Genomic DNA, 24,531 nt, shown 5'->3' with positions numbered 1-24,531 from the left:
ATATCAAGAATAATTACATTTTTGGTACCTTAACAAAAGAAATTGAATCAGTTTACCATGAAATTCCCCACAACTTAAATATTAATCACACCTATCTTTATTCTCTTCCACAGCTAACCTAATAACAATATTGTTCTTTCGAATAAACACAGAAATTAATCCGCTATTCTTAGATTCTAACTTTTTTCACGTATTAATAACTTTTTATCACTTTCACTACAGCTACTCTCTAATATTTATGGAAACAGTGAGAGGTGAATGTGCGACTCACTCTTATTAGCAAGTTATACTTTTAAAAAAGGACAAACCCCAATGCATCAAGGTTTGTCCTACTTATTATTAAGCTTCTTCTTCTTCTGACATGAATGTATTGAAAACTTCTTCAATCATATCCCATTCTTTGTCTGTTTCGATTTGCTCTAAGTTTCCTTCAGAGCCATCTTCGTTTTCGATGTAAGCATAAGCTTGTAATTCTACTTCTTCTTCTTCTGGAATGCCAGCTGGGTAAAGTAAAACGTAGTTGCGACCAAATTCTTCTTGTCCATCGATTGTTAAAAGAATTTCGTATAACGTTTCGTTTCCTTCGTCGTCTACTAATGTAATGTGATCGTGTCCTTCATGATCATGTGTATGTTCTGTCATATTGTTTCCTCTTTTCTAAAATTTTTAATAGCCATCAATTTAAAAGCCATTACTATTTTGATCTAAATAATTTTGTAATATCACAACTGCTGCCACTTTATCGATGACTTTTTTACGCTTCGCACGCGAAACGTTGCCTTGTTCGACTAGCATCCGCTCTGCTTGAACAGTCGTTAAACGTTCGTCTTGGTAAACCACTTCGACTTTGAAACGTTCTTCTAATGCTTTACCATAGGCATAAGAAGCCTCTGCACGTGGACCAATCGAGTTGTTCATATTTTTGGGTAGACCTATACAAACTTTTGTCACTTCATATTCATCGATTAATTGCTTAACACGTTTGAAGCCAAAGTGACCAGCTGCTTCATTAATTTGGATGATTTCAATCCCTTGGGCTGTCCATCCCATTGGATCACTGATAGCCACTCCGACTGTCTTTGATCCAACGTCCAATCCCATCACTCTCATGATAAGTGGACTCCATGATCTTTTAAGTAATAACGAATTAGAACTTCTAATACTTCATCGCGCTCATGGCGACGAATTAAATTGCGAGCTTCACGATAACGTGGAATGTAAGCCGGATCTCCTGAAAGTAAATAACCCACAATTTGGTTAATTGGATTATAGCCTTTTTCTTCCAGTGCTTGGTAAACGATGGCTAGCGTCTCACTGACTTCTTTCTTACGATTGTCGTCAAAATCAAAGCGAACCGTTTCATCCGTAAATCCCATAAAGCAACACCTCTTTCTCTTTTTGACTCATTCTATCTGTTACCTATTGTACTAAACCTTGTCCTAAACTACAAATAAATTCTTTTCTCACAATTCAAATATATACGACTTTTGTGACCTTTTTTTGAAGGTTCTATAACTAAATACACAAAAGTTGACAACTTTATTTTTCCTTAGTATATTTCATGTGAAGGAGGGTTCATTTATGAAACATGAAAGCTTTAATTACACGCTTGAAAAGATTCAATCTGAACGTGTTGTTTTATTATATATCACCATGCCGAACTGTTCTGTCTGTCATGCGGTTCAACCGCGTGTCGAGCAAATGTTTGCCCATCACAAACTACCAATGTACACTCTTGATGCCTTGGAATATCAAGAAGTCGCGGGGACATTCCAAGTAATGACTGCACCTGCAATCTTGGTCTTCTATCAAGGTAAAGAAGTCCACCGCCAGGCACGATTTATCAACTTTAAGCAACTAGAAACACTCGTTGACAATTACTTAGCCTTATCCGAACCTACGAACTACGAAACGATTTTCGAATAAAAATAATAAAAAGGATTTATGACTAAAATAAGCCATAAATCCTTTTTTGTTATTCAGCTGGAATAACGCCACCTGAATGCAGGAAATAAATTAGTGTTTGTAATTCCGTAGTCAAATCTACGTTTTGAACTAAAATCCCTGCTGGCGCTGTAATTCTTGCCGGCGTAAAGTTTAGGATTCCTTTAATGCCCGCTGCAACAAGATCATTAACAACGTCTTGTGAATGTTCAGCTGGGACTGTTAAAATCGCAATTTCAATTTGTTGAATCTCAATTTGTTCCTTCATATCAGACATCGGGAAAACCGGAATGCCGTCCACAATTCGTCCAACAATCTCAGAATTAACATCAAAAGCTGCACTAACACGAATACTATTGCTTTGGTGGAACTTATATTTTAATAAGGCACTTCCTAAGTTACCTACTCCAATTAAAGCCACGTTTGTCATTTGGTCATCATTCAATGTTTTAGCAAAGAAATTCATTAAGTCTTTCACATCGTAGCCGTAGCCACGTTTTCCTAACTCACCAAAATATGAAAAGTCACGACGAATGGTCGCACTATCCACTTGGACGGCTTCACTCAATTCCGTTGACGATACTTTCTTTTTGCCTGCATCATTTAATATTCTTAAATAACGATAATATAAAGGTAAGCGTTTCGCTGTTGCCTTTGGTATTTGATTTTCTTTCACTCTACAGTACCTCCATTTGTGAAAACTTCACTATTTACTGTCCTATCATAGCAAACTTGCCCCTATAAAAGCAATTTGCTTGCTCATAAATAGTGTTTTTTTCCAAAAAATTTTTTTTAGAGTGTCGCGACAGCTTTGAAACTATGATAAACTGACTTCAACTAGATGATTAGGTTACGGCATAAATGAAGCCACTCACCAATGATACGACCCGTACACCTTTGAGATTACTCTAAGGAGACGAATGCTTTATCAATAGGTTTTCATTTAAAGCCCCTGATTGAAAGAAATGAGGATTTTTTATGATTTTATTACAAGGAAACCAACTTGCTCGCCTTTTTGGAGCAGAGGTTTTATTTGAGAATATCCATTTAGAAATCCATTCCCGTGGGAGAATTGGATTAGTTGGACGAAATGGTGTTGGGAAATCAACACTTTTAAAAATAATTGCCGGGCTAGAAGCGCCTGATCGTGGTACCATCGCCAAAACAAAGTCATTAACAATGGGCTACTTAGCGCAAAATACTGGACTTGCTTCCTCTAATACCGTTTGGGATGAAATGCTTGAATCGTTCCAAGAAGTTCGAAAAATGGAAGCGCGAATGCGTGAGTTAGAGTTGCTGATTAGTACGACAGATATCGAAAGTACGGATGGTCAGCGCTACTTAAAAGAATACGATCACCTTCAGCATACCTTTGCTGAAAAAAATGGCTACAGTTATGAAAACGATATTCGTTCTGTACTACACGGCTTTAAATTTGATGCAAGCTTTTATCAACAAGACATCCAGTCGCTTTCAGGCGGGCAACAAACGCGTCTAGCGCTTGCCAAAATGCTATTGCAACAACCTGATTTATTAATACTCGATGAGCCAACGAACCACCTGGATATCGAAACACTTGCATGGCTAGAAACTTACTTACAAAATTACAAAGGCGCCTTACTAATCGTTTCACATGACCGTTATTTCTTAGACAAAGTTGTGAATGAAATTTATGAGATTAGTCGTCATAAAATGACGCATTACAAAGGAAACTATAGTCGCTTCCTGATTTTAAAAGAAGAACAACTCGCACTTGACTGGAAAGAATATGAAAAACAACAATCAGAGATTCATAAATTAGAAGACTTCGTTGCACGTAACTTAGTCCGTGCTTCAACAACTAAAAGAGCTCAAAGTCGTCGCAAACAGTTAGAAAAAATGACTCGTATAGACCGTCCACAAGGGTCGGAAAAGTCCGCAAATATTTTATTTGAAATTGATCAACCTTCAGGCAATGTCGTGTTACAAGTCGAAGATGCCGCCATTGGTTACGGCGATCAGCCTCTAGCCAATCATATCAACCTTGATGTGCGACGCAAAGACGCGATTGCACTCGTTGGTCCAAATGGTATCGGGAAATCCACCCTCTTACGTTCTATTTTGAAAGAAATTCCTTTCTTACAGGGTGACGTGCGTTATGGAACGAATGTATCGATTGGTTATTATGATCAAGGTCAGCAACAATTAACTGCCAATAAATCTGTGCTAAAAGAACTGTGGGATGAACATCCCCTTTCTCCTGAGGTCGCTATTCGTAGCATTCTTGGTAGTTTTCTTTTTTCAGGAGATGATGTTGAAAAAACAATTGGTTTGTTAAGTGGTGGCGAAAAAGCCCGTGTTGCACTTGCAAAATTAGCCATGAACCACGAGAATTTCTTGATTTTGGATGAGCCAACAAACCACTTGGATATCGATAGTAAAGAAGTTTTGGAAAATGCCTTAATTGATTATGAAGGCACAATCTTATTTGTTTCACACGACCGTTACTTTATTAATCGCATTGCGACAAAAGTCGTGGAACTTTCTGAGGATGAAAGCCGTTTATATTTAGGTGATTACGACTATTATGTGGAAAAGAAAAATGAAGAAGCCGAACTTGCTGCTTTAATTGAACAGCCTGAAGTGGTTGAAGTCGTTTTTTCAGAGGGTAAGAAAAATTTCCAACAAAGTAAAGAAGAACAAAAAATAACACGTCAACTTGAACGAAAAGTGACCCAACTAGAAGAAGCTCTCGCTACTTTGGAGCAAGAACTGAGTGAGTTAACAGAAAAAATGACCGATCCTTTAATTTTAAACGACCACATCGAATTACTGAAGCTGCAAAAACAAATCGATGAAAAAGAAAATCAACAAATCACTTATTTAAACGATTGGGAGACAGCTAGTTTAGAACTTGAAGAACGAATGAATCCATAATCAAACAGCAGAAGGTTTCTTTTTAGAAATCTTCTGTCTTTTTTTCTAAGATTTTCCTTAGAATTTTCAGAATTTTCTATACTAGATTGTTTTCTATGCCTTTTTGCTCTATAATTTTTAACAAGGGAAAAAATAATGGAGTGATTAGATTTGAAAATCGGAATCGTAAAAGAAATTAAAAACAATGAAAACCGAGTAGCTTTACCCCCTGCTGGTGTATATGAACTAATTCAAGCAGGACATGAAGTGTACGTAGAAAAAGATGCGGGTAAAGGTTCATCAATCACCAATGATGCGTATCAAGCAGTTGGCGCGATAATTGTTACCGAGCCAAAGGATGTTTGGGCAAGCGACCTTATTCTAAAAGTAAAAGAACCAGTTGAATCTGAATACAAATATTTTAGAGAAGGAATGATTCTCTTCACCTATTTACATTTAGCAGCCAACAAACCAGTTGCTAAAGCCTTAATGGATGGAAAAGTCACAGCGATTGCCTATGAAGGCGTTCGTTTAGATGATGGATCCTTACCGTTACTTGCACCAATGAGTGAAATCGCAGGACGAATGGCGGTCCAAATTGGCGCTCAGTTCCTTGAAGGCCTCTCTGGTGGTAAAGGGATCTTACTAGCCGGAGTACCTGGTGTTCGTAAAGGAAACGTGGTCATTATCGGTGGTGGCGTAGCTGGTACAAATGCTGCACAAATTGCCGTTGGATTTGGTGCAAATGTTACCATCTTAGACGTTAGTATGACACGCTTAAAAGAACTCGACATGCAATTTGATGGAAAAGTTCAAACATTACTATCAAATGCTTTCAACATTTCTGAACAAGTTCAAAATGCCGACCTAGTGATTGGCGCCGTGTTACTTCCTGGCAGAAAAGCTCCGACACTTGTAACGAGAGAAATGGTACGCAATATGGAAGACAAGTCAGTCATCATTGATATCGCAATTGACCAAGGTGGAATTTTTGAAACGGCTTCAAAAGCCACTACACATGACGAGCCAACGTATATCGAAGAAGGTGTGATTCACTATGCAGTTGCCAATATGCCTGGAGCAGTCGCACAAACGGGGTCGTATGCTTTAAGTAACCGTACGTTAGAATTTATTAAATATTTAGCGAGCACCCCTATTGAAAAAGCAATCAAAAATAACGCAGCGCTTGCTCGTGGCGTGAACACTTATCGTGGTTATTTAGTTGAAGCAGGCATTGCCGCTGACTTAGATTTACCAGCAACAGACCTTGCGACACTACTTTAAACCTATTTTTCAGCACTTGTTTATTAATAAAATACTCATATAACAGTTTAGGGATGTGACTTTTGTCACATCCCCTTTTGTTTTTTTAATGTTCTATGCATAGTATTGAATGATTTTATTCAACGCTTCTGCACTCCCGACACCTGATTTTTCATCATAATAAGCCGTAAAGCGTTCATCCGAAATATACATCATCGCTACGCCTTTATGTGCATCCGCTTGATAGTTAGCCCACGAAAATTGCAACCATTTTTTATGTAAATTAAATATTTCTTGCGCTAATGGATTCGCAATTTCATCGACTACTAAATACTCGGTTAGTTTATGTAACAATAGCTTTTCCGTTGCTTGCATGTCTTCAAAATCAGCTTCAGTTAAATTCAACTGTTTTTTCACACTAGCTGCAACAACTTCTTCTCCATATTTTTGGCGAATCTCTTCTCCATACTTCTCTTCGTTTATTCGAATTCTTTCTTCTTTTAAGCCTTTAAATTTTTCTTCATTTGTCATCTCGTAACTTCCTTTCATGCTTACTAATGTTTTATCTACCGTTTTAATCACTTCTTCTAAACGATCCTTTTCTAATAACAAGTGTTTCTTTTGTTCTTCTAATGCTTCAAGTATATTGTAATTGGGGTTATCTAAAATTAATTTAATTGCTTGAAGTTTCAACCCCATCTTTTTATACAGTAAAATTTGCTGTAGTTTATCTACTTCTACTTCACTGTATTGACGATAACCTGAATCCGTGATTTCTTTTGGTTTTAGCAAGCCAATTTGATCATAATATCGCAACGTTCGCCCACTAACTCCAGAAATTTGACTCATTTTTTGAATTGAATAGCGCATTTCCTTCCTCCTTTCTACTCTATCTTAAAGCTTGACGTAACGACAAGGTCAAGTAATTATTACATGAGATTTTAGTAATATATTACTCACTATTTATAATACGAGATGCATTACTAATTTTTATATGTATAATATAATTAAATAAAAAACAAGCATTATTAAAAGGAGTTGTCCAGATTGACGTTTTCAGATTCATTAGTTATGGTCCAAACTTATTACACAGGGGAAAAAGAGATACTCAATAAGTATCGTTATTCCATATCTCCTATGAAAGACTTAATGGCACAATGTGTCTTTACTCCACATAATATAAAAAAACTAACCGATCATATCAAACCTTCCATTGCACCAAACTATCTAGATGAAATTTATGCCATTTTTTCGATTGCAGGTTACGATTACAATAAAAGCTTTGTCCTTTATAAAGACTCCATGCTTTTTGTTGACTTGTTACCAAATCATATCGTCAAAGAAATGCTACGTATTCATCTTAATCTTGATTCTGAAACATATATTCAAACAATTCAATCCTTTTTTAAGAAAAAAATAAAAATTGTTCCGATTGCTACAACCAATTTTAGTCTCTTACCGATTGGTAGTAATACGAACAAACATACAATTTGGATTAACGCTGGACGGGTTACAAAAACCAAAGAAAAACGATTTCACAGCATCATTACTTTTGATAACGGTTTCCAACTGTCTGTTGATCGAGTCGAACTCCGAATTCAAGAACTAATGAAACGGGGATTTCTTTCTCACGGTGTCATTAGACGCGACTTTACTTTCAATGCTGTGCATCCCACTACCCATTTATTTGACTTTTTAAACGTATCTTCAACAGAAGTCACCCGCAAAATTTTAAAAGAGCTTTTGTATCGAGATATTCCTGATAAGCATGGTGATTTTTTGGCTCGTTATGAGAGCAATCATCGCCTACTGTATCGAAAATTGATTTTCAAAGAATTAGACATTGAGGAATAATCAACAAAAGAGCGATGACATGGATTACTCGCTTCATACTGTAGACTAGTTTTTTTTGTCTACTATGAAGCGAGTCTTTCCTTTGTCATCGCCCTATTTTTTATCGATTGGTCTTATTATCCCTTGAAGAAAATCAGAAAGAACAATGGTTCCACTCGATTTTCTCTTATTTAAATTGAAAAAAGTTCACTTGCTTGATCCGGATCAGTATCATAAATTTCAAAGGCTTCACCAACACCAAAACCTTGTTCTTTTAGCGTACTCTCCATCGTTAAGTGCGCCAATTCTTTTAAGTTGTTTTCTCGGCTTAAGTGGCCTAGATAAATTCGTTTGGTCACATCTGTTAAGACATCTGCCATGACTAGTGCGCCATCTTCATTTGATAAATGACCATGATCACCTAGAATTCGTTGCTTCAAACTCCAAGGGTATGCACCCATGCGTAACATTTCTAAATCATGGTTACTCTCCATCAGGTACGCATCCGCACCTCTAATCACACCTCTTAAGGCATCGCTACAATAACCAGTGTCAGTCAAAATAACAAACGATCGATTATCCTTATGAAAGCGATAAAACTGTGGTGCTGCGGCATCATGCGACACACCAAAACTTTCAATATCAACATCACCTAGAGTTAGTACTTTTCCCATTTCAAAATGATGTTTTTGTTCGACAGCCACATTTCCAATCAAGTGATCCATGGCTAACCATGTTTTTTCGTTCGCATAAACATCTAGTTTATATTTTCTAGCTAAGACACCGACACCATGAATATGGTCACGATGCTCATGTGTCACCAAAATCGCATCTAAATCTTCTGGTTTTTTCCCAACTTCAGCTAATAAAGAAGTAATTTTTTTACCACTTAATCCTGCATCCACTAAGATTTTCTTTTTTGCTGTCTCAATATAAAGAGAATTTCCGGAACTCCCACTTGCTAGAATACTAATTTGAAAAGTAGATAATTGACTCACTAATAAAACCTCGCTATTTCTATATTCTTCCCACTATTTTTGATCTTCTACTGTTGCAATCACTGAATTCGTAATAATTCGATTGGTAAAAGCGTTAACCATTTCTGTTTTTACTTCATTGTTATTTGTTTCAATTTGAATAAACCAAGTTGGAACAAAAATGGCTTGTCCCCTTACGATTAAGGTCATTTTATAAGCCAATTTACGCCACAGGATTTTTGAATTTGGTGGAATTTGATTGTTAATATATAACGTATTAATTGCTTCACGCTCTGAATATGTCGGCATGCTTTCACGTAACGGCTGCAACTCTGAGATATGCGTTTGAATGTATTGATCGACACTCCAATGATCTGCCTCTTTTTCTAAGCGTAACGTCAGACGACTTGCTGGATCATTGATTGGAATCTCTTCGTAGTATTGTCCAGCCACAATTTCAGGATTGTCATTCATCAGATTCGTATCCTCGGCAATGTATTGGTATTCATCACCGAATAAAACCAAGTGAGGCTGATTCAATATTTTTGATAGCACTTCTTCTACTTGACTCCTATCAGTCATCATAATGACATCATTAATCGTATGTGTCAAAACATTCTCATCAATCGTTGTCTGTTTACTTAATAAATCAGGTTGTTTTAGACGTTCACGCTCACTTTTAAGTGCTTGTTCAAAATCAGTCGGTACGCCACTTAAATAATAACCATCACGTTTACGAGCGGAGAAATCTCCTTCATACTTAATATTTTCGGAAGCCAAGCGTTTGTATAATGGGATAGTTTCATTCGTTCTCGAAGTAATATTTTGATCTAGTTTTGCCTCACGATACATACTAAACAAGAATAAATTTAGTCCTAAAAAAGCAAAGAAAAAGATCCATTCTATGCGCTTAAAATCCATCTTACTCCCCCCTGCCTTGTTTTAATTGACTAAGCAACGCCTCGTAACTCAACCAGCGATCGCCATATTTAACAAACCAGTTAGGAATTAAATCCACAACACCCGTATTCTCTAAATTTTTCCATTCGTAACCAATTAAAAAAGTACGGATCAACTGTAAATCTGCCCCTTGACGGTGCAAGTTTTCAACGAGCGTTTGCGTTGCTGGTAGTATCACTTCTTCTTTAGAAGGTATCGGTATTTGTAAGGACTTTAGATTCCCTTGAATACTAACTTTCTTTTGACTATTTTGTCCGTGGTCAGAAAACTCAAAGGCTAATTGTCCTTCAAAGTCACTCCCAAAAATAGGAAAACCTTCAACAAACATCCGATAATCAATTTGATTTTGATCTTGATTCAGTACCCGGATTGAACCATAGCTTGTTCCGATGCGTTGAACGTAAGGGAAACTCATTTCAAAAATATTTAAACCATTCGTGTCATTTAAGACACTCTGAAACGAGATGATGTCCTGATTTTGCTTCATCGTTAACGACTCTACGCCATCATATAAATACGTATCGGCGACAGTTACATTGCTACGGACATCTTTAGGATTGGTGAAAAAGGCATCTCGGAATGTAGTGTAACGTCTTGTAGAAGAAATATAACTGTATTTTTTAAATGTAAGTTCTTTTGTTGTTAAGTAATGGTTAGGTAAAATTTCATTTGACTGAGAAATCGCCATCCATTGATAATCAACTTCCTCTAAAACTTGGAGCATTTGTGCGACTTTTTTTTCTGGAGTCACACTTAGTACAGTCCAATCCTCATCATTAATAAAACGAATGACATTGCGTTTTATGTCTAATTGAATTTTCGTAAAATAAATCTGCACTTGCTCTTCTTCGCTTAAAGTCAAATTCAAATTAAACAAATCAATGTATTCTGCTAATGGGAAAATCATCCCATAAGTGAGCTCTAAGCCATTTTCAAACTCAATTGCTTTAAAGTAATCCACTTCATTGAAATAGGTTTTCCATTTTGTTTCACCGTATTTCTTATTGCTTAAAATTGTTTGCATTTGTTTAAGTAGACTCTCATTTTGCGTTTCTTGGTTTTCATCAGTCTCTTTATAACGGACCTTAATCGGTAAAAAAACTTCTTCTGCGTTAATTTCCTGAGATACCTCTTCAATAACTTCAAATTCACTTTCTGCGCGTAATAAAGTATCGCGAGTAACGGGACTCATCCAAATTAAATAAGATAAGTAAAAACTAATAGCAACCATCACGGTGAGGACAATTCGTAAAAGGTTTTCTTTTATTTTATTAATCAATCCCACCACTCCTCTTCATACGGCTCATAAGGTAAACTAATAAAAAATGTGGAGCCATAATGTTCACGACTTTCAGCCCAAATCGATCCGCCATGCGCTTTTAACACATCACGCGAGATTGCTAAACCTAATCCGGTCCCACCTTGCTGACGGGCACGAGCCTTATCAACACGGTAAAAACGATCAAATACTTTGGCTAAATCACTTCGAGGTATCCCCATTCCTTGATCGGAAATACTTAAAATCACATGGTTATGTGTTTCTATTAAACGCACAGTCACGGTACCACCGTCTGGTGAATACTTAATTGCATTATTCATAATATTATCAATCACTTGAATAATACGGTCGGTATCGATTTCTAACCATAAATCTCGCTTCGTAAATTCGCGTTGTATTTTGTAATCTTTTTCTGTGTTAGTGACCATCATATCAAAGCGATCGAGTACAAAGTTGACGAGGTTATTGAAATTAACAAACTCTAATTGCAATTGAGCATTCCCGCTATCCATTTTGGATAGACTGAGTAAGTCGTTAATCATTCGAATCATTCGATCAGTTTCTTCTAGCGTGACTTCTAAAAAGTGTGGCGCGATTTCTTCATCTTTCCAAGCGCCATCGTGCAAGGCTTCAATATAACTACGCATACTCGTTAAAGGTGTACGTAATTCATGTGACACATTTGAAACGAAATCGCGACGTTCTTGTTCCGTTTTTTCTTGTTCAGTTACATCATGTAACACCGCAACTAAACCAGAAATAAAACCGGATTCTCGGCGGATCATCGAAAAGTCGACACGTAAAATCAAACGTTCCATATGCGAAACATTTGACGAACGCTCCAAGAGCATTTCTTCAGTGTTTTCTAACAAGGCTCGCAACGTGTACTCTTCTTCCAAATCAAGTAGTTTCAAAATCGATTCACCAATCGATTCTTCTTGTTTAAGGTTCAGTAGTGACAGGGCCATTTCATTAATCATAATCACTCGTCCCCGACGGTCCGTAGCGATAACACCATCTGTCATATACGTTAAAACACTATTTAAGCGATTGCGTTCGGCTTCCATTGCTTCTTGTGTTTCTTCAATTCGTTCGGCTAATTGGTTAAATGTTTCAGCGAGTTGTCCCAACTCATCACGCGCTTTAATGTCAACCGTGTGACTGTAATCCCCTTTGGCAATTCGTAATGCTTGCTCACGCATTTCACCAATCGGTTGGGTAATTGAACGGGCTACTAACATCGACACGACAATCGCAATCCCTATCGCAATTAACGTTGCACTAACGAAAATCAAAGCGATGTTCGATATTTCTTGGTATTGTTTTTCTAGGTCCCCCCGAATATAAAGGGAGCCAATAACGACATCACCAACAGACTCTAAGACTCGAATATTGATTAAAACACGATTCCCCGTCGTTTCGTCGAGTGCAATAAAACTTTTATCCGTAAATTGATCAATATAAGAATCGATACTTTTTTTACCAATCGAACTGCGGTCGTTCACATCTGTCGTGGCACGAATAATTCCTTTTTCATCGACGACACGCATTTCTAAAATATCGGCCGAGTCACTACTATCCAAAATTCGTTGAATCTCATTGTTAATGTCAGCCGGATCGACATCTTGCCGACTCAAATACGTACCAATGGTTCCCGACAAAGTCTCGGCTTGGGTATCCATTGAATCTTTATAATTTTCAATCATTGAGCGCTCTAATCCACGAATAAAATACGCCCCGATAATCTCGATTGAAATAAACAAAATCAAGATAAACGTCAGGGCGATTTTAAAGTTCACTGAGCGATAAAAGCGAACTTTATTTTTCATCTAAATTACTCCTGTTCTGGGTTACGTAAATAATAGCCTACACCACGTCTTGTCGCTAAATAATTCGGATGACTTGGGCTGTCTTCAATTTTCTCTCGTAAACGACGAACCGTCACATCGACCGTCCGCACATCGCCAAAATAATCATAACCCCAAACCGTTTGTAAAAGGTGCTCCCGAGTCATTACTTGACCAATATGTTTTGCTAAGTAATGCAGCAATTCAAATTCACGATGGGTCAATTCGATGGTGCCTCCATTTTTAGTCACCATATAGGCATCTGGATGAATCGTTAAATCTCCAATTTCTAATTCTGTCGTCGCAGGTACTTCTGCTTCTTTATTGGCACTGGCTCCTCGGCGTAGATTCGCTTTCACACGAGCAATAAGTTCACGATTTGAAAATGGTTTTGTCACGTAATCGTCCGCACCTAACTCTAATCCTAAAACTTTATCAATCTCTGAATCTTTCGCCGTCACCATAATAATTGGCATATCGTATGTCTTACGGACTTCTCTTGCTACTTCTAGTCCATCGATTTTAGGTAACATTAAATCAAGTAAAATTAAATCTGGCTCGACTTCTTTGACTTTTTCTAAGGCTTCTTCCCCATCATAAGCCGTGAAGACTTCATATCCTTCTTTCGTAAGGTTAAATTTTACAATATCAGAAATTGGTTTTTCATCATCTACCACTAGTATCTTCTTCATAAAAATCCCTCATTCTTTTTCTTTTTTATTTTTTAGTCACGTTATCTTCATTATTATACATGATTTTGACTCATCTTTCACTAAAAGCCAAAAAGCTCTTCGGTTTCTTATCAAAAAAATAAGCGCCAAAAGAATCTCTTCTCTCAGCGCTTGGCTTCATTTCACTTAACGAATCACTTGAATACCCATACCTAACAACCCTGGTCCTGTGTGCACCACGAGTGCTGGTGAAATCGTGCCAAATAAAATTTCTTTGGCATTTGGCAACCTCTCTTCTAATTTGGCTTTTAGTTGCAAACCTTCTTCATAAGCATCGCCTTGTGCCACTGCCAAGCGAAACTCTTCGTGATTGCCGACAAATTCGACTGCAATTTCAACTAACTTATCAATACTACGCTTACGTCCACGTGATTTTGCAACCGTGTGGTAAACACCCTCTTCATTACAAGAAATCGTTGGATTCAGTTTTAAAGCTGTTCCGATAATCGATGTGACTAAGCCAATTCTGCCACCTTTTTGTAAATACTCAAGTGTTGCGACGTTAAAGAGGACTTTATTTTGAACGATTTCTTTATCGAGTTGTGCGATTAACGCTTCAAATGTCAGTCCTGAGTCAATAAGCTCTGCTGCACGGATTGCTTGTAAACCTGCACCAATCCCAATGCTTTTCGTATCTAATACATGGACCGCTAGTCCTTCAACATCTTGCCCGATTAAACGTAAAACATTGTATGTTCCACTTAATCCACTAGAAATCGTGACGATTAATAACTTTTCATAACCATCGGCTTTGATTTGCTCTAAAATGGCTTGAATTTGAGCACCATCTGGTAAAGACGTACTTGGCACTTCTTCTTCTAATCGACGATAGACTTCCTCTGGTGAAATTTCAAGTTTATCTGTATACGTTCTTTCTTTATAAATAATTTGTAATGGAATCATATAAATACCATAACGATCCATCACCTCTTGAGGTACATCGGTACCTGAGTCAACAAGTAATGCTATTTTTTCTGCGTTCATTTTCTTACTCCTTTTTTTAAATAATCCGTTTCTAATTCGATCATTTTTTCAGCTAATAGTTTATTCGCAAACGCTTTTGACGCACTGTGAGCGGCCAAGTATTCGATTGGAATGACTCGCACTTGCTCTTCATAGGTTTGCTTTGTCGCCTGTAGGCATACTTGATGAATCGCCTTTTCTTGAATTTCACAATAAGCATTATACGCATTGCGAATACCTATCGCTTTTCCTTGGAATAAAATTCCATTCTTAATTTCAGAAATTGTTAACACTTGCTTTAGTAACGTAATAGCTATCAAAAAAGCGACATGCTTGCGATTGTAACGTTTTCTTACTGGTGGCGGAATCATCTCTTTTTTAACATAATTGTTAACCATTGAAGGCGTTAAACGAGCGTTTTTCTCTGGTTGAATAATAATCGGTGATAAATATTGATCGACAAGCGTAATCACTTGATCCATATATAAATCCAGTTCCGGTAATTCTTCCCAACGAGGTAAGTGAACAGACAGCAATGCTTCGCCCCACTCAATCATTCTTTCTTCTAATTTATCCAAATGAATTCCTTCTTTTTATTCTATTTATCGTTTTTAAAAATCCGATTACCTAGTTTCGATAACTAGATAGAGTGTATCATAAAATTAACTCCTTGAATAGCTTCTGTTTGCAAGTAAAAGAAATCATTAATAAACAATAAAAACAGTGATCTCAATGTTATAATAGCAGCTATTGAATGAAGAAAAGGAGAAAAAATGAATCAGTCACATTTTGATGGTGGTCTGTTAAGTTATATCGGCCACAGTTTGTTAGCAGCACTTATTACAGGGGTTACATTGGGCATTTGCGCTCCTTGGGGGATTGTTTTAATGTACCGTTGGAAAATTGAACATACAGTCATTGACGGGCGTCGGTTACAATTTCACGGCACCGCTATGGGCTTGTTTGGTCATTGGATTAAATGGTTTTTCCTAACACTGATTACTTTAGGTATTTATGGTTTTTGGCTACACATTAAGTTAGAACAATGGAAAACAAAACATACAACCTTCTATTAAGAAAGAAAGCCACACCAGAATGCATTTTTCTGATGTGGCTTTTTTAATTATTCAACTTAACAACATGATTTGTTTTTTCATTTCACTAAAAATAAAAAAGACGTTGCGATACTCGTTTTCGAAATGCTTTCGCACCAACAAGTATCCAACGTCATGGGTTTGGCACCCAAGATATAATAGCATTCATTCATTTTATTTACAAGAGAATATTTGAAGTTTCTTGCTCTTTCTTACTTCATTTACCTCATTTCTTTGGTAAATAGCCTCCAATGACGTACATATAGGAATCATTTAATTTTCAGACTAGCGATAATAAACTTCTTCCGGTCCGATAATTCCTTATCACATCACGAGTTGATCATGAGTTGTATCCATTTCCCCAATAATATAATTATCTGATTCAAATAATAATGAAATTTATGAGTCTATTTTATTCCCCTCACAAACACTATCTATAGAAGACAAAAACAAAATGCTAGAAATTATCCGTCTAGCAATCTCTTTAGTTCAAGATTAAGAAATAAGCAAACGTTTTAAAAAACAAGACTAAACAGATCATCAAAAAACAGTACAGCGCCTATCGTATAACCAGGTATTGTACTGCTTTTTGATTCACCAAATGGGATATGATTACTTTTTCACAATTAATATTTTTTTATTCTTTTTAGTTTGTTTTAAAGTCGCTAAAACCCTCATAATCACACGCTCTTTCGAGTAAAAAACTTTTAAAAAACCACAACAATTAGTGCCTATCCCTTTCACAAGCACTAGATATAGTATTTTTTGTTTGACTTTTCGCCACGACCGTCTATACTAAGTATTATCATATTTAACAATTTTCAAGGAGGATTACCACATGAATATCAAATTATTTTCAAAAAACAACTGCGTACAATGCAAAATGGCAAAACGCTTTTTAACCGACAATCAAATTTCTTTTGAAGAAATCAACTTAGACCAAGAACCGACAGCCATTGACTGGTTAAAAGAACAAGGTTTCCAAAGTGTCCCTGTTATCACAAGTGAAGCAAGAACAATTGTAGGCTTCCGTCCAGATCAATTACGCCAGTTAGCCGTGTAATCCTCGCCCATATAAAAACGAAACGTATCGTTGGATTTGTCCGTCATTAGACCTCAAATCCTTCTTTTTATGCCAATTACTCTACAATAGAAATTAGAAAAGGTTGTGTCTTCATGAGTCTTAAAACATTAAAAGACGTCACTTACTTTAAATTAAACAATGAAATCAATCGTCCGGTTAATGGACAAATTCCTTTACATAAAGACCAAGAGGCACTCGTAGCCTTCTTTAAAGAGAATGTCTTACCAAATACAGTGACCTTCTCATCGGTTACAGAAAAAATCAACTACTTAATAGAAGAAGATTATTTAGAAGAGCCGTTTATCCGCAATTATTCACCTGAATTTATTGAGTCTTTATTTGATTTTTTAGCAAAACAAAACTTTAAATTTAAATCATTCATGGCAGCTTACAAGTTTTACGGCCAATACGCGCTGAAAACAAATGATGGCACAAAATACTTAGAGACATATGAAGACCGTGTTGCATTTAACGCTTTGTACTTTGCAGATGGCGATGAAGAACTTGCAATGACTCTAGCTGAAGAAATGATCCATCAACGTTACCAACCGGCTACCCCTTCGTTCTTGAACGCTGGAAGAAAACGCCGTGGTGAATTGGTTTCTTGTTTCTTAATTCAATTAACCGATGATATGAACGCGATTGGTCGTGGAATCAACTCGGCTTTACAATTATCTCGTATCGGTGGCGGTGTCGGAATCACGTTATCAAACTTACGTGAAGCTGGCGCGCCAATTAAAGGTTACGATGGTGCCGCAAGTGGTGTGATGCCTGTTATGAAATTGTTCGAAGATAGCTTTAGCTACTCGAATCAATTAGGTCAGCGTCAAGGTGCTGGTGTTGTTTACTTAAACGTCTTCCACCCAGACATTATTTCATTCTTATCTTCTAAAAAAGAAAATGCCGATGAAAAAATTCGTGTTAAGACACTTTCACTTGGTGTCATCGTACCGGATAAGTTTTATGAACTAACTCGTAAAAACCAAGAAATGTATTTATTTAGTCCTTATAGTGTTGAAAAAGAATATGGCGTGCCATTCTCTTATGTTGATATTACAAAGGAATATGACAATTTAGTCAAAAATCCAAACATCCGTAAAACAAAAATCAATGCACGCGACTTGGAAAATGAAATTTCAAAATTACAACAAGAATCAGGCTACCCTTATATCGTCAATATTGATACGGCGAACCGTGCCAATCCAGTTGACGGAAAAATTATTATGAGTAACTTATGTTCTGAAATTTTACAAGTTCAAGAACCATCGCTTGTCAACGATGTTCAAGACTTTGAAGTGATGGGAACGGATATTAGTTGTAACCTCGGTTCAACAAACATCGTTAACCTAATGGAGAGCCCTGACTTTGGTCGTTCTGTTCGTGCGATGACTCGTGCCTTAACTTTTGTGACGGATGCTTCAGATATTGCGGTTGTCCCTTCGATTCAACATGGAAATAAAATTAACCACACGATTGGTTTAGGAGCAATGGGCTTACATACATTCTTTGCTAAAAACCAAATGGAATACGGCTCACCTGAGTCCATTGAATTTACAGATATTTACTTCATGTTATTAAACTACTGGACATTGATGGAAAGTCATCAAATTGCCAAAGAAAAACAAGAAACGTTCCACAACTTCGAAAAATCTGCTTATGCCGATGGTTCGTATTTTGAGTCTTATATCAAAGAAGATTACACACCGACCTTCGAAAAAATTGCTGAATTATTCAAAGGGATTGACATTCCAACGGCAGAAGATTGGGAAGCTTTAGCACAAGCTGTTAAAGTCGATGGTTTATACCATCAAAACCGTTTAGCTGTTGCTCCAAATGGTTCGATTTCTTATATCAATGATACAAGTGCAAGTTTACATCCGATCACTCGTTTAATTGAAGAGCGTCAAGAAAAGAAAATCGGAAAAATCTACTACCCTGCAGCACACCTATCCAATGAGACGATTAACTACTACAAATCAGCTTATGACATGGATATGCGCAAAGTCATTGATGTTTATGCAACCGCACAAAAACATATTGACCAAGGAATGAGTATGACACTATTTATGCGTTCTGAAATTCCAGCAGGGATTTATGAATGGAAAACAACAACAAAGCAAACAACAAGAGATTTAAACATCTTACGTCACTATGCCTTTAACAAAGGAATTAAGACGATTTACTACATTCGTACCTTTACAGATGATGCAGAAGAAATTGGCAGTAACCAATGTGAGAGCTGTGTAATCTAATTACAAAAAGAACGATTCTTTAGAAGCTAGCGGATTTTCTCTGGCTAGCTTCTTTTTCACTTCAAATCTAAGGAGGCCAGCTTCAATGGCAAAAACATATTATGCAGCAATTAACTGGAATGAAATTGAAGATTTAATTGATAAATCAACTTGGGAAAAACTAACGGAGCAATTTTGGTTAGATACACGTATTCCCCTTTCAAATGATCTCGATGATTGGAGAGGTTTATCAAAAGAAGAGCAAGTCATGGTTAGCCGAGTTCTAGGCGGCTTAACGTTACTTGATACGATTCAATCGGAAAGTGGGATGCATCAATTACGCGATGCTGTACGTACCCCTCATGAAGAAGCCGTTTTAAACAATATTCAATTCATGGAGTCGGTTCATGCGAAAAGTTATTCTTCGATTTTTAGTACGTTAAATACGAAATCTGAAATCGACGAAATATTCGAATGGGTTAATACAAACGAATATTTACAAAAAAAATCAAAACTAATTAATGAAGTTTATTTACACGGAACGCCTTTACAAAAGAAAGTCGCAAGTGTTTACTTAGAAACATTCCTATTCTACTCTGGTTTCTACACGCCTCTACACTACTTAGGTAACAATAAATTACCAAACGTGGCAGAGATTATTAAATTAATCATTCGTGACGAATCGGTTCATGGAACTTACATTGGCTATAAATTCCAATTGGGCTTCAACGAATTACCTGAAGCAGAGCAAGAAGAATTAAAAGAATGGATGTACGCTCTATTATTTGAACTCTACGAAAATGAGGAAAAATATACAGCTGAACTTTATGATCACATTGGTTGGACTGAAGACGTAAATATTTTCTTACGTTATAACGCCAATAAAGCCCTAATGAACATGGGACAAGATCCATTGTTCCCTGATACGGCGGATGATGTCAATCCGATTATCATGAACGGTATTTCAACTGGAACAAGCAACCACGATTTCTTCTCACAAGTTGGAAATGGTTACTTATTAGGAACGGTTGAAGCGATGAATGATGACGATTATCTAATTGGTTTAGATTCATAAAACAACACATAATCTAATTTAATAACCGTCTTAATGAAGAAAGCAGGAATAAATCTACTGCTTTCTTTTACTTTCCAATAGTTGAGTCATAATTCACTCCTCGCACAACAATTTATTTTTCAATAGAACTTTTATGTAATCAATACACACTTATGTAAAATAAATTCAAAAAAACTAAAAAGAGGTACATTAAAATGACATACAAGCAAAACGAAAAGCTAAGTAAAGCTCTTGAAAAAATCGACTTGACAAACACTCAAATTGAACGGGCCAAAGAATTGTATACTAATATTTGTAATGCAATAATCAAAAAATCTGGATTAAACATAAGTTTTTACTCCCAAGGTTCATTTGCCACAAAAACCACTGTGAGACCATTTGAAAATGGGAAAGATAAATCCTACGATGTCGATGTTATTTGTGAAGTTCAAAATCTTGATAAAACAATTCCCCCCTCGACTTTGATGGATATTTTCGAAGAGGCTATCGATTCTGCAGGTTATTACAATTATACTCGTTGGGATAAATGTTTTACGGTTGATTATGCTAAAATTGATGGTATTGAATTTGCTATAGATATCATTCCTTCTGTTGCTGAATCTAATGATAAATTAGAAGAAATAAAAAAGGAAACCGAACATATAGAATTGGTTAACACTTCAATTGCGATTCCTGATGTAACTGACAATCACAATCAATGGATCTCGAATAATCCAATCGGATATAAAAGTTGGTTTGAAACACAGACTCAAAAATATGAAAGAAAGTATTTAAATTTCAGAAAAAGTATTTATGAATCTTCCATTGAAGAACTGCCTGAGGACAATGCAACGAACCTAATGAGAAATGTAATCAAAATTTTAAAAAGATTGCGCGATGTTTATTTTTCAAGATCAAAATCACAGTCAAGCCCCTCATCAATAGTAATCACTACACTTGTCGCTAAGTTAGCCAATAGAATATCTTATGCTGAAGATGAATTTTCTTTATTAACGTCAGTAATAAAAGAACTCCAACAACTTGAAAGATTTAACAGAGGGGTATCTATTCAAAAGAGTTTAGATGAAGGATTTATAATCTCAAATGTTATACAGTTTAATGATGGTTATTGGATACTTAAAAATCCTGCCAATGGTTTCGATAATATTCTAAGCTCTTGGAATGAAAATACATCGGCTAGTCAAGATTTTTTTTACTGGGTCGCTGATCTTCAAGAATTGATTGATAATCAAACATCTTCAACTATTGAAGATGTTAGAAAATCAGAAATTCTCTATGATTCTCTAAGCTTAAATTTCTCTTCAATCAAACCATCTGATTTTAATGTCAATACGTCTAAAGCAAGCCCCTGGAGAATATGATGCCTTTAACTAAAGCTTCAATTATAAAAGAACTAAATAACTTGCCAGGATTAAAACTTAACCATATTACAGAAAATTATACTTTTTACACGGTTAATATATCTATTTACTGTACTAGTGAAATAGATAGTGCTAAATTTTTTTTGGACTGTCAAATTAATATTAATATACCTTTTTCTTACCCACACACCTTACCTACTTGTTATGAAGTTGGTGAAAAAAAGATTGTTTCTTACCATCATATCAATCCTGATAAAGTCGGATCTTTTTGTTTAGGTACTGAAATGGAAATTCGATATCGGTTATTACCAAACTATTCTATAGGTACATATTGCAAATTAATTATCGAATACCTTACAATTTACTATTACTATAAAAAATATCATATTATGCCTGTAATTGAACGTAGCCATGGGGAAAAAGGTATTTTAGAGGGGTATACCTATCTATTTACTACTACTGACTCAGCAGCAGTAATTAGGTTGCTCTCTACACTACCAATAAAGAATAAACACAGAAATCTTATGTGTCCCTGTGGATCGAATAAAAAAACAAAATATTGTCATTATCATGAATTACAAAAAATATCTAAATCGCAACTACTTAGCAAACAGGCTAATCGTGATTTAGATATATTAAAAGGTAGGAATATTTTATGAATACAGTAAATTCCAGACAAAACATAGATATAGCTCTAGAATGCCAAACATCAGCTCGTTATTACTATGACAGGGCAGACTTATTAGATAATATATATTGGTTTGGTATCCTGACGACTATTATTCTTAAATTTATATGGATAAATAATATTTGGATAGACTACGCATTAATTTTATGGTTCTTTATAACCCTATTGTTAGACACTTATATTTCTACATATACTTCTAGTGCCTCTCAGTTTAAACAAATATTTGATGAATATGTATTTGGATGGAAAGAAAATTTTTCGAATGAGACTATTCAGAAAATTAACATTCTTAAATCTAAAAACAAAAGTATGTTTGACAAGCAAATGAGTCATACAGGAAACGACAATTTTAGAGGAGTTAAAGACTGGTATGAATTTGTAGACGATGAAGATAATCAAAATGAAGCTATTCAGAAATCTATTAGAGAAAGTGTTTATTACGATAACAGTATAAATCAAACACTATTAATCATTTTAGTTATACTTACAGTTTTTACACTTATATATTTTCGAAACACAACACTAACAATATATCTTAAAACCATATTTTTAGTACTATCCAACCTCTCCAAAAAGGTTGTCACTACATTATTAAAATCTTTACGAGTAAATAGGCTGAATAAAGAAATAAACATTCGATTAGATTTGGCTAAAACCAATGATGATTTTAAAGAAATCCAAAATATTATTTTTATGAAACGTCAAATTTCAGGGGTAACTCCTAACTGGATATATTACATAAGGAAAAATAAAATAACAAAATTAGCTAGTTATTTATTCCCATAATGGACTGATATTTAAAATAAAAAAGATACAAAATTCTACTCTTAGAATTTTGTATCTTTTTTATTTCTTTATTTTCTTTTGAAACTCTCGTATTTTTATCTTGCACCAACCACTTTATGCGGCACATACGGTTCTTCTAAAAAGACGATTTGTTCTGGTGTTAGTTGGATATCGAGTGCTGGTAAAGCATCGAGTAAATGACTTTCTTTGGTTGCACCAATAATTGGTGCGGTTACGACTTCTTTTTGCAGTAACCAAGCTAACGAAACTTGGGCACGTGTCACTTCTAACTCTTGCGCTACTTGAGCAACCCGTTCAACAATGATACGGTCTTGTTCGAATGTTTGGTCGTACTTAATTTTGGCTGTACGATCGGTTTGAGCACGTTTCGTCGTCCCTTCCCAATCACGCGTCAAACGACCTGCAGCAAGTGGACTGTACGGTGTGACCGCAATCTTTTGATCTTGGCAAAACGGTAACATCTCACGTTCTTCTTCACGATACAGTAAATTCAAATGATTTTGCATTGAAACAAATTTTGTCCAACCATGTTTTTCAGCCACAAATTGCGCTTTCGCAAATTGCCACGTATACATCGCTGAAGCACCGATATAGCGAACTTTACCCGATTTGACTAAGTCATGTAACGCCTCCATTGTTTCTTCAATTGGCGTCTGATAATCCCAACGGTGAATGATGTATAAATCAATATAATCTGTACCTAATCGTTTCAAACTTTGTTCAACTTGAAAGAAAATTTCTTTGCGTGACAATCCGCCTGAGTTGGGACGTTTTTCCTCTGTCATCGGCATATAAAGTTTCGTCGCTAAGACAATTTCTGCACGCTTGCCAAAATCACGTAACGCACGACCCAGAACTTCTTCACTCGCACCATACGAATAAATATTGGCCGTATCGAAAAAATTAATCCCCAAATCAAGTGCTTGCTTAATCACTTTTCGACTGTCCTCTTCTTCTAAAATCCAATCGTGAATCCAATTATGCGGATTACCAAACCCCATTGCTCCTAAACACAATGGTGAAACATCTAGACCAGTATTCCCTAATTTTACGTATTTCATCTTTTTCCTCCTCATTTTACTATTAAATATATTGTATCAAAGTTTGATTCGAATGCATAAAAAAAACCATCAAATAACAATAATTGTCATATGATAAAATAACATCAGTGTCAATTTTATTTGAGTTTCATTAAAAATATTTTCATTTTCCTCTTTACAACAAGCGTTATCTATAGTACATTGAGCTTATCAAATTTTAAAGGAAGGAGTTTTTACGATGAAACGTTTAAATAAACAACACAACCAATCCATTTTAAATCGATTATCAGACTCCTTTACAAATAGGTACAACGTAGCAAGTTAGCGTCTTTTTTGACGTCATCTTTTTATGTATAATTTTTTGCCTAGTATTGTTCAGTCAGACTGATGGACAATACTAGGCTTTTTTGTGTACTTTTTTCCACTTTATGAATTGAAATTATAGAAAACGAGGTCAGT

At 35.8% G+C, this 24,531-nt stretch carries 24 protein-coding genes; 11 read left to right on the top strand and 13 right to left on the bottom strand.

The genetic code is table 11. The annotated features are described in order from the left end of the window. Positions 1 to 339: 339 nt before the first annotated feature. The 3 genes from IEV09_RS06450 to IEV09_RS06440 are packed head-to-tail and all read right to left on the bottom strand — an operon-like array spanning position 340 to position 1,376. Positions 340 to 642, bottom strand: a complete 303-nt coding sequence (locus IEV09_RS06450; protein ID WP_188367456.1) for a DUF1292 domain-containing protein — start codon at positions 640 to 642, stop codon at positions 340 to 342. Positions 643 to 681: 39 nt separating this feature from the next. Beyond that, the gene (gene ruvX, locus IEV09_RS06445; protein WP_188367455.1) at positions 682 to 1,110 is read right to left on the bottom strand and encodes a Holliday junction resolvase RuvX; all 429 of its coding nucleotides are present in this window, start codon (positions 1,108 to 1,110) and stop codon (positions 682 to 684) included. Next, positions 1,107 to 1,376, bottom strand: coding sequence for an IreB family regulatory phosphoprotein (locus tag IEV09_RS06440; protein ID WP_188367454.1), 270 nt, complete (start codon positions 1,374 to 1,376; stop codon positions 1,107 to 1,109). The genes ruvX and IEV09_RS06440 overlap by 4 nt, the downstream gene beginning before the upstream one ends. A 205-nt stretch (positions 1,377 to 1,581) precedes the next feature. On the opposite strand from IEV09_RS06440, the gene IEV09_RS06435 reads away from it, so the two are divergent. Then, complete coding sequence (locus IEV09_RS06435) at positions 1,582 to 1,926, top strand: thioredoxin family protein (RefSeq protein ID WP_188367453.1); 345 nt, start codon at positions 1,582 to 1,584, stop codon at positions 1,924 to 1,926. A gap of 49 nt (positions 1,927 to 1,975) precedes the next feature. Here the strand turns inward: IEV09_RS06435 and IEV09_RS06430 are convergent, their stop codons facing one another. Then, on the bottom strand, positions 1,976 to 2,620 hold the full coding sequence (locus IEV09_RS06430) for a redox-sensing transcriptional repressor Rex (protein WP_188367452.1): 645 nt from the start codon (positions 2,618 to 2,620) through the stop codon (positions 1,976 to 1,978). Between the two features lie 302 nt (positions 2,621 to 2,922). On the opposite strand from IEV09_RS06430, the gene IEV09_RS06425 reads away from it, so the two are divergent. Together IEV09_RS06425 and ald are read left to right on the top strand one after the other, a co-directional pair. Next, positions 2,923 to 4,860 (top strand): ABC-F family ATP-binding cassette domain-containing protein, encoded by a 1,938-nt coding sequence (locus IEV09_RS06425; protein ID WP_188367451.1) that lies wholly within the window; start codon positions 2,923 to 2,925, stop codon positions 4,858 to 4,860. Between the two features lie 150 nt (positions 4,861 to 5,010). Beyond that, positions 5,011 to 6,123 (top strand): alanine dehydrogenase, encoded by a 1,113-nt coding sequence (gene ald / locus IEV09_RS06420; RefSeq protein WP_188367450.1) that lies wholly within the window; start codon positions 5,011 to 5,013, stop codon positions 6,121 to 6,123. Positions 6,124 to 6,216: 93 nt separating this feature from the next. Here the strand turns inward: ald and IEV09_RS06415 are convergent, their stop codons facing one another. Next, the gene (locus tag IEV09_RS06415; protein ID WP_188367449.1) at positions 6,217 to 6,972 is read right to left on the bottom strand and encodes a MerR family transcriptional regulator; all 756 of its coding nucleotides are present in this window, start codon (positions 6,970 to 6,972) and stop codon (positions 6,217 to 6,219) included. A 177-nt stretch (positions 6,973 to 7,149) separates the two neighbouring features. Between IEV09_RS06415 and IEV09_RS06410 the strand changes: the two genes are divergently transcribed. Then, complete coding sequence (locus tag IEV09_RS06410) at positions 7,150 to 7,956, top strand: competence protein ComK (protein ID WP_188367448.1); 807 nt, start codon at positions 7,150 to 7,152, stop codon at positions 7,954 to 7,956. A 170-nt stretch (positions 7,957 to 8,126) separates the two neighbouring features. Here IEV09_RS06410 and IEV09_RS06405 read toward each other — a convergent pair whose 3' ends face one another. From IEV09_RS06405 to IEV09_RS06375, 7 genes are all read right to left on the bottom strand, one after another. Further along, positions 8,127 to 8,933, bottom strand: a complete 807-nt coding sequence (locus IEV09_RS06405; RefSeq protein ID WP_188367447.1) for an MBL fold metallo-hydrolase — start codon at positions 8,931 to 8,933, stop codon at positions 8,127 to 8,129. A 33-nt stretch (positions 8,934 to 8,966) separates the two neighbouring features. Then, entirely contained in the window at positions 8,967 to 9,833 is an 867-nt protein-coding gene (locus IEV09_RS06400; protein WP_188367446.1) for a two-component system regulatory protein YycI, read from the bottom strand. 1 nt (position 9,834) lies between these two features. Continuing rightward, positions 9,835 to 11,151: a YycH family regulatory protein gene (locus IEV09_RS06395; RefSeq protein WP_188367445.1), complete on the bottom strand. Its 1,317-nt coding sequence runs from the start codon at positions 11,149 to 11,151 to the stop codon at positions 9,835 to 9,837. Beyond that, positions 11,148 to 12,980, bottom strand: a complete 1,833-nt coding sequence (gene walK, locus IEV09_RS06390) for a cell wall metabolism sensor histidine kinase WalK (protein WP_188367444.1) — start codon at positions 12,978 to 12,980, stop codon at positions 11,148 to 11,150. The genes IEV09_RS06395 and walK overlap by 4 nt, the downstream gene beginning before the upstream one ends. 5 nt (positions 12,981 to 12,985) lie before the next feature. Further along, on the bottom strand, positions 12,986 to 13,690 hold the full coding sequence (yycF, locus tag IEV09_RS06385) for a response regulator YycF (RefSeq protein WP_188367443.1): 705 nt from the start codon (positions 13,688 to 13,690) through the stop codon (positions 12,986 to 12,988). Positions 13,691 to 13,855: 165 nt separating this feature from the next. Then, positions 13,856 to 14,713 (bottom strand): DegV family protein, encoded by an 858-nt coding sequence (locus tag IEV09_RS06380; RefSeq protein ID WP_188367442.1) that lies wholly within the window; start codon positions 14,711 to 14,713, stop codon positions 13,856 to 13,858. Continuing rightward, positions 14,710 to 15,270, bottom strand: coding sequence for a DUF1836 domain-containing protein (locus tag IEV09_RS06375; RefSeq protein ID WP_188367441.1), 561 nt, complete (start codon positions 15,268 to 15,270; stop codon positions 14,710 to 14,712). The genes IEV09_RS06380 and IEV09_RS06375 overlap by 4 nt, the downstream gene beginning before the upstream one ends. Before the next feature lie 195 nt (positions 15,271 to 15,465). On the opposite strand from IEV09_RS06375, the gene IEV09_RS06370 reads away from it, so the two are divergent. The 7 genes from IEV09_RS06370 to IEV09_RS06340 all read left to right on the top strand — a co-directional run bounded on the left by IEV09_RS06370 (position 15,466) and on the right by IEV09_RS06340 (position 23,011). Next, positions 15,466 to 15,768, top strand: a complete 303-nt coding sequence (locus IEV09_RS06370) for a DUF898 family protein (protein WP_188367440.1) — start codon at positions 15,466 to 15,468, stop codon at positions 15,766 to 15,768. An 856-nt stretch (positions 15,769 to 16,624) separates the two neighbouring features. Continuing rightward, the gene (gene nrdH / locus IEV09_RS06365) at positions 16,625 to 16,849 is read left to right on the top strand and encodes a glutaredoxin-like protein NrdH (RefSeq protein ID WP_188367439.1); all 225 of its coding nucleotides are present in this window, start codon (positions 16,625 to 16,627) and stop codon (positions 16,847 to 16,849) included. Between the two features lie 113 nt (positions 16,850 to 16,962). Further along, complete coding sequence (gene nrdE, locus IEV09_RS06360) at positions 16,963 to 19,122, top strand: class 1b ribonucleoside-diphosphate reductase subunit alpha (RefSeq protein ID WP_188367438.1); 2,160 nt, start codon at positions 16,963 to 16,965, stop codon at positions 19,120 to 19,122. Between the two features lie 85 nt (positions 19,123 to 19,207). Continuing rightward, positions 19,208 to 20,176, top strand: a complete 969-nt coding sequence (nrdF, locus tag IEV09_RS06355; protein WP_188367437.1) for a class 1b ribonucleoside-diphosphate reductase subunit beta — start codon at positions 19,208 to 19,210, stop codon at positions 20,174 to 20,176. Between the two features lie 194 nt (positions 20,177 to 20,370). Next, the gene (locus tag IEV09_RS06350) at positions 20,371 to 21,537 is read left to right on the top strand and encodes a nucleotidyltransferase domain-containing protein (protein ID WP_188367436.1); all 1,167 of its coding nucleotides are present in this window, start codon (positions 20,371 to 20,373) and stop codon (positions 21,535 to 21,537) included. Next, complete coding sequence (locus tag IEV09_RS06345) at positions 21,537 to 22,196, top strand: SEC-C domain-containing protein (protein ID WP_188367435.1); 660 nt, start codon at positions 21,537 to 21,539, stop codon at positions 22,194 to 22,196. Before IEV09_RS06350 ends, IEV09_RS06345 begins: the two co-directional genes overlap by 1 nt. Beyond that, positions 22,193 to 23,011 (top strand): S-4TM family putative pore-forming effector, encoded by an 819-nt coding sequence (locus tag IEV09_RS06340; protein WP_188367434.1) that lies wholly within the window; start codon positions 22,193 to 22,195, stop codon positions 23,009 to 23,011. Before IEV09_RS06345 ends, IEV09_RS06340 begins: the two co-directional genes overlap by 4 nt. A gap of 95 nt (positions 23,012 to 23,106) precedes the next feature. Here IEV09_RS06340 and IEV09_RS06335 read toward each other — a convergent pair whose 3' ends face one another. Further along, entirely contained in the window at positions 23,107 to 24,093 is a 987-nt protein-coding gene (locus IEV09_RS06335) for an aldo/keto reductase (RefSeq protein ID WP_188367433.1), read from the bottom strand. Positions 24,094 to 24,531 lie beyond the last annotated feature (438 nt).

This window comes from Enterococcus alcedinis (genome assembly GCF_014635985.1).
Taxonomy (GTDB): Bacteria; Bacillota; Bacilli; order Lactobacillales; family Enterococcaceae; genus Enterococcus_I; species Enterococcus_I alcedinis.
Note: the sequence above shows the minus strand (reverse complement) of the source record. Positions and strands in the feature narration are given on the sequence as shown.

Excerpts from the sequence above, each read along its gene's own strand:
- nrdE (WP_188367438.1), top strand. The coding sequence starts at position 16,963 with ATGAGTCTTAAAACATTAAAAGACGTCACTTACTTTAAATTAAACAAT.
- nrdH (WP_188367439.1), top strand. The coding sequence starts at position 16,625 with ATGAATATCAAATTATTTTCAAAAAACAACTGCGTACAATGCAAAATG.
- IEV09_RS06370 (WP_188367440.1), top strand. The coding sequence starts at position 15,466 with ATGAATCAGTCACATTTTGATGGTGGTCTGTTAAGTTATATCGGCCAC.
- IEV09_RS06415 (WP_188367449.1), bottom strand. The coding sequence starts at position 6,972 with ATGCGCTATTCAATTCAAAAAATGAGTCAAATTTCTGGAGTTAGTGGG.
- IEV09_RS06450 (WP_188367456.1), bottom strand. The coding sequence starts at position 642 with ATGACAGAACATACACATGATCATGAAGGACACGATCACATTACATTA.
- IEV09_RS06435 (WP_188367453.1), top strand. The coding sequence starts at position 1,582 with ATGAAACATGAAAGCTTTAATTACACGCTTGAAAAGATTCAATCTGAA.
- yycF (WP_188367443.1), bottom strand. The coding sequence starts at position 13,690 with ATGAAGAAGATACTAGTGGTAGATGATGAAAAACCAATTTCTGATATT.
- IEV09_RS06345 (WP_188367435.1), top strand. The coding sequence starts at position 21,537 with ATGCCTTTAACTAAAGCTTCAATTATAAAAGAACTAAATAACTTGCCA.
- IEV09_RS06335 (WP_188367433.1), bottom strand. The coding sequence starts at position 24,093 with ATGAAATACGTAAAATTAGGGAATACTGGTCTAGATGTTTCACCATTG.
- IEV09_RS06380 (WP_188367442.1), bottom strand. The coding sequence starts at position 14,713 with ATGAACGCAGAAAAAATAGCATTACTTGTTGACTCAGGTACCGATGTA.
- IEV09_RS06340 (WP_188367434.1), top strand. The coding sequence starts at position 22,193 with ATGAATACAGTAAATTCCAGACAAAACATAGATATAGCTCTAGAATGC.
- walK (WP_188367444.1), bottom strand. The coding sequence starts at position 12,980 with ATGAAAAATAAAGTTCGCTTTTATCGCTCAGTGAACTTTAAAATCGCC.
- IEV09_RS06440 (WP_188367454.1), bottom strand. The coding sequence starts at position 1,376 with ATGGGATTTACGGATGAAACGGTTCGCTTTGATTTTGACGACAATCGT.
- IEV09_RS06350 (WP_188367436.1), top strand. The coding sequence starts at position 20,371 with ATGACATACAAGCAAAACGAAAAGCTAAGTAAAGCTCTTGAAAAAATC.
- IEV09_RS06425 (WP_188367451.1), top strand. The coding sequence starts at position 2,923 with ATGATTTTATTACAAGGAAACCAACTTGCTCGCCTTTTTGGAGCAGAG.
- ruvX (WP_188367455.1), bottom strand. The coding sequence starts at position 1,110 with ATGAGAGTGATGGGATTGGACGTTGGATCAAAGACAGTCGGAGTGGCT.
- nrdF (WP_188367437.1), top strand. The coding sequence starts at position 19,208 with ATGGCAAAAACATATTATGCAGCAATTAACTGGAATGAAATTGAAGAT.
- IEV09_RS06400 (WP_188367446.1), bottom strand. The coding sequence starts at position 9,833 with ATGGATTTTAAGCGCATAGAATGGATCTTTTTCTTTGCTTTTTTAGGA.